At 74.6% G+C, this 3,617-nt stretch carries 4 protein-coding genes; 1 reads left to right on the top strand and 3 read right to left on the bottom strand.

What is annotated here, in order from left to right; all coding sequences use genetic code 11:
* Positions 1-141 precede the first annotated feature (141 nt).
* The 3 genes from ASF38_RS04455 to ASF38_RS04465 are packed head-to-tail and all read right to left on the bottom strand — an operon-like array spanning position 142 to position 2,134.
* On the bottom strand, positions 142-777 hold the full coding sequence (locus tag ASF38_RS04455) for a class I SAM-dependent methyltransferase (protein WP_055966121.1): 636 nt from the start codon (positions 775-777) through the stop codon (positions 142-144).
* Positions 774-1,469 carry a DUF2064 domain-containing protein gene (locus ASF38_RS04460; protein WP_056573916.1) on the bottom strand — a complete coding sequence of 232 codons (696 nt, stop codon included), beginning with the start codon at positions 1,467-1,469 and terminating at the stop codon, positions 774-776. The genes ASF38_RS04455 and ASF38_RS04460 overlap by 4 nt, the downstream gene beginning before the upstream one ends.
* A complete protein-coding gene (locus ASF38_RS04465; protein WP_056573920.1) occupies positions 1,466-2,134 on the bottom strand; it encodes a glycosyltransferase family 2 protein in 669 nt (222 codons plus the stop codon). The genes ASF38_RS04460 and ASF38_RS04465 overlap by 4 nt, the downstream gene beginning before the upstream one ends.
* A gap of 119 nt (positions 2,135-2,253) precedes the next feature.
* Here ASF38_RS04465 and ASF38_RS04470 point away from each other — a divergent pair, with 119 nt between their 5' ends.
* Entirely contained in the window at positions 2,254-3,579 is a 1,326-nt protein-coding gene (locus tag ASF38_RS04470; RefSeq protein WP_235497393.1) for a hypothetical protein, read from the top strand.
* Positions 3,580-3,617: the final 38 nt, after the last annotated feature.

The following is a 3,617-nucleotide window of genomic DNA, read 5'->3' on the forward strand; positions in this document are numbered from 1 at the left end:
GGTCCAGACCCACGCGTCCCGCATCGATCTCGGCCAGGATGTCGCGGTCGCTCAGCAGCACGGCAGCAACGTAACCCATCGCGGGAGCGCGAGCGACCAAGGCGCCCGGTCCCGGACGGGGCGGGGCGACGAGCGGCGTCGTCAGGACGCGAGGGGTCGTTGGAGCTCGGCGACCCAGCGGCCGTCGGCAGACAGCGTGCGGGTGTGCTGCAGGTGCGCCCGCTGGGCGAGCCAGGGCACCGCGTCCAGACCGACCACGGCCCACGGGAACGGCTCTCCGAGGGTGCCGTCGACGCGCAGGCGGCGCGACTCCTGCAGGATCGCCCCGTGCTCCTCGACCTCGACCAGCACGGTGCCGCCCGGCACGACGAGCTCTCCGACGCGGCGCAGCAGACGGTCGGGACGGCCGCCGATGCCGATGTTGCCGTCGGCCAGCAGCGCGTGCTGCCAGCCGCCCTCCCCGGGCAGCCGCTCGAACAGGTCGCGCCGCAGCACGAGGGAGCCCCGGGCGCGGGCCAGCCCGATCGCCGAGCGCGAGCTGTCGACCCCGAGCGCGTCGAGGCCCCGCGCCAGCAACGCCTGCACGAGCCGACCCGGACCGCAGCCCAGGTCGAGCGTGGGTCCGACGCACGGGTCCACGAACAGCGTCAGGTCGGCAGCGTCGGCGTCGGCGGCCCAGCGGTGGACCGCCAGACGCTCCTCGGCGCCGTGGTCGTCGACGAAGTGCGAGTCACCGGACGTGAAGACCGGGTCGAACAGCGAGTCGTCGAGCGTCATGCCACCGCCTCCGCGCATCGGGCGACGGCCGCGGCGAACCGCGAGCCGGGCACGTCGGCGGCGACGCGCTGGGCGTCGGGCCACTCGTCGACGTCGAGCAGGGGGCGGAGCAGGTGCACGTCGCCGCCCAGCGCCTCGACCGTCCGGGTGCCCGTGTCGTCGCGCGACATCGGCACCCCACGCAGCGCGTCGGCGTGCGTGGGATCAGGCAGCCCGAGGAGCCACCAGCCACCGTCCTCGGCCGGGCCCAGCACCTGCGTGCCGTCGCGGACGAGCTCGCCCGCTGTGACCAGGTCGTCGGAGGTGACCTGGGGGGTGTCCATGCCGATCTGCACGGTGCCCCACGCGGGACCGGACGCCGACAGCACGCCGCCGGCGTCGACGTGGGCGTGCGCCAGGCGGGCACCGAAGTCGTCGCCGCGCTGTGGCACCACGGTCACCCGGGCCAGTGCGTCCTGGACGGCACGCGACCGTGCGGCCTGCTCGAGGTCACCGGTCAGCGCGACCACGACCGGCCAGCCGGTCACGTCGTGGGCGGACGAGACGGCGTCGAGGGTGTCGAGCAGGGCGGCGGCGGCCACGTCGGCGGCCCGCTGCGGGCCGGCCACGCGACCGAGCCGCGTCTTGGCCAGACCCGGAACGGGCGCCTTGGCCACGACGAGCAGCACGGGGACGATCGTTCCGCTGTTCATCGCAGCACCTTCGCGAAGTCCTGCACGACGCGCGCGGTGCCCTTGACGGAGCCCGAGACCTTCGAGCGGGTCCCGGCGGCGCGCGGGCGGTAGTCGATGTCGAGCTCACGGACGGTCCAGCCGGCGCGCGAGGCCTTGACCATCAGCTCGAGCGGGTACCCGAAGCGTCGGTCGCGGACGTCGAGGTCGAGCAGGTCCTGGCGGCGGCACACCCGCATGGGCGCGAGGTCGTGGATGCCGAAGCCACTGGATCGGCGGATCCACGTGGCCAGGGCCAGCGTGCCGGCACGGGCGTGCCACGGCCACACGCCGCGGGCGACGGGCCGGCGCCGGCCCACCGCCATCGTCACGCCGTCGTCACGCACGGCGTCGAGCATGGGGAGCAGGTCGACGAGTCGCATGGAGTCGTCGCCGTCGATCACGCCGACGTACTCGGCGGTGGCGGCCTCGATGCCCGCGTGGACAGCGGCCCCGTAGCCGGGTCGGGGCTCGTTCACGACCCTCGCGCCGAGGTTCCGGGCCACGTCGGCGGTGCCGTCGGTCGAGCCGTTGTCGACCACGATCGGGCGGAGCCCGGCGGGGAGGTCACGCAGCACGAGGGGCAGCGCAGCGGCCTCGTCACGGCACGGGATCACGACGTCGCACGCCCCGAGGTGATCCTGCATCCCCCGAACCTAAGCCGCGCAGGGCCTGCTCGCACGTCAAGGGGGCCTGCGACAGGCGCTCGACGACGTTCCCCCGGGACGGCCATGCGCCTCCTGGGTTCGCCGGATAGCGTGGCGCCATGCTGGCCCGCCCCCGCACGGCCGTGCTCTCGGCACTGGTCGGCCTGGTGCTGGTGATCACCGCGATGGTGGTCCCGGCCGTCCTCTCCGACGACGTGCGCGTGCACTGGCCTCCGCTCCACGCCTTCTGGGGCCCGCGGTTCGATCCCCTCCTCCTGGTCGCCGTCGCGACGGCTGTGCTGCTCTGGTCGGCGCTGCCCCGGGCGTGCCGCGATCTCCCGTGGCGCGTAGTCGTGGTGCTCGCGACCGTCTCGTCGTGGCTCTGGACGTGCGCGCTCGGGCTCAGCGACGGGCGCTACGGCTTCAGCCGCGTGTACGGACGCAAGAGCGAGTACCTGCACGACGCGACGGAGGTCCGCGACGTCCCCGCCGCGCTGCACGACTTCGTCGAGCGCATCCCGTCGGCCGCGGTCGACAACTGGCACACGCACGTGGCCGGTCATCCTCCGGGAGCGCTGCTGTCGTTCGTCGCGCTCGACCGCGTCGGGATCGACGACCCCTTCTGGGTCGCCATGGTCGTCGTGACGATCGGCGCCACGTCGGTGGCGGCGGTGCTGCTGACCCTCGACCTGCTCGGCAGCCGCGACCTGGCCAGGCGCGCTGCTCCCTGGCTCGCCCTGGCGCCGCTGGTCGTGTGGGCCGGCGTCAGCGCCGACTACTACTTCGCCGCGGTGGCGGCCTGGGGCGTGTACCTCCTCACCCGGGCCGCGGTCGCGGTCGGACCCCGGTCGTGGGCGCTCGGCGTCGGGGCGGGGCTGCTGCTCGGGTGGTGCGTGTTCCTGTCGTACGGGCTCGTGCTGCTCGGCATCCTCGCCCTGGCCGTCCTCTGGCTGGCGCGCGGCCGCGACGCTGAGCGACCGGGTGCGGGCTGGCGGGCGCTGCCGTGGGCCGTCGGCGGGGCCCTGGTGGTGACGGCGGCCTTCTCGGCGTACGGGTTCCACTGGTGGGAGGCCTACCCGGTGCTGCGCGAGCGCTACTACGAGGGCATCGCGTCCGAGCGCGCCTACGGCTACTGGGTCTGGGCCAACGTCGCGGCCTGGACCTTCACCGCAGGTCTCGTCGTGTGGGCCGCGTTCCCTGCCGCCGTCGACGCCGCTCGCCGTCGCGTCCCGCTCGCCGTGCTGGCCGGCGCGGGCGTGGCCACGATCGTCGCGGCCACCCTGTCGGGCATGAGCAAGGCCGAGGTCGAGCGCATCTGGCTGCCGTTCACGATCTGGGTCGTCGCGATCCCCGCCCTCCTGCCGGACCGCTGGCAGCGCCCTCTCCTCGCCTCCCAGCTGGTCCTCGCCCTCCTCGCCCAGACCCTGCTCATCACCCGCTGGTGACGGCCGAGCCGTCCCCGTCTCGGACAGGTGCGGGGCGG

It is taken from the genome of Aeromicrobium sp. Leaf272, assembly GCF_001422865.1.
Classification (GTDB): Bacteria; Actinomycetota; Actinomycetes; order Propionibacteriales; family Nocardioidaceae; genus Aeromicrobium.

Bases quoted from the DNA above. Each gene is read 5' to 3' on its own strand.
- ASF38_RS04470 (WP_235497393.1), top strand. From the start codon at position 2,254: ATGCTGGCCCGCCCCCGCACGGCCGTGCTCTCGGCACTGGTCGGCCTG.
- ASF38_RS04455 (WP_055966121.1), bottom strand. From the start codon at position 777: ATGACGCTCGACGACTCGCTGTTCGACCCGGTCTTCACGTCCGGTGAC.
- ASF38_RS04465 (WP_056573920.1), bottom strand. From the start codon at position 2,134: ATGCAGGATCACCTCGGGGCGTGCGACGTCGTGATCCCGTGCCGTGAC.
- ASF38_RS04460 (WP_056573916.1), bottom strand. From the start codon at position 1,469: ATGAACAGCGGAACGATCGTCCCCGTGCTGCTCGTCGTGGCCAAGGCG.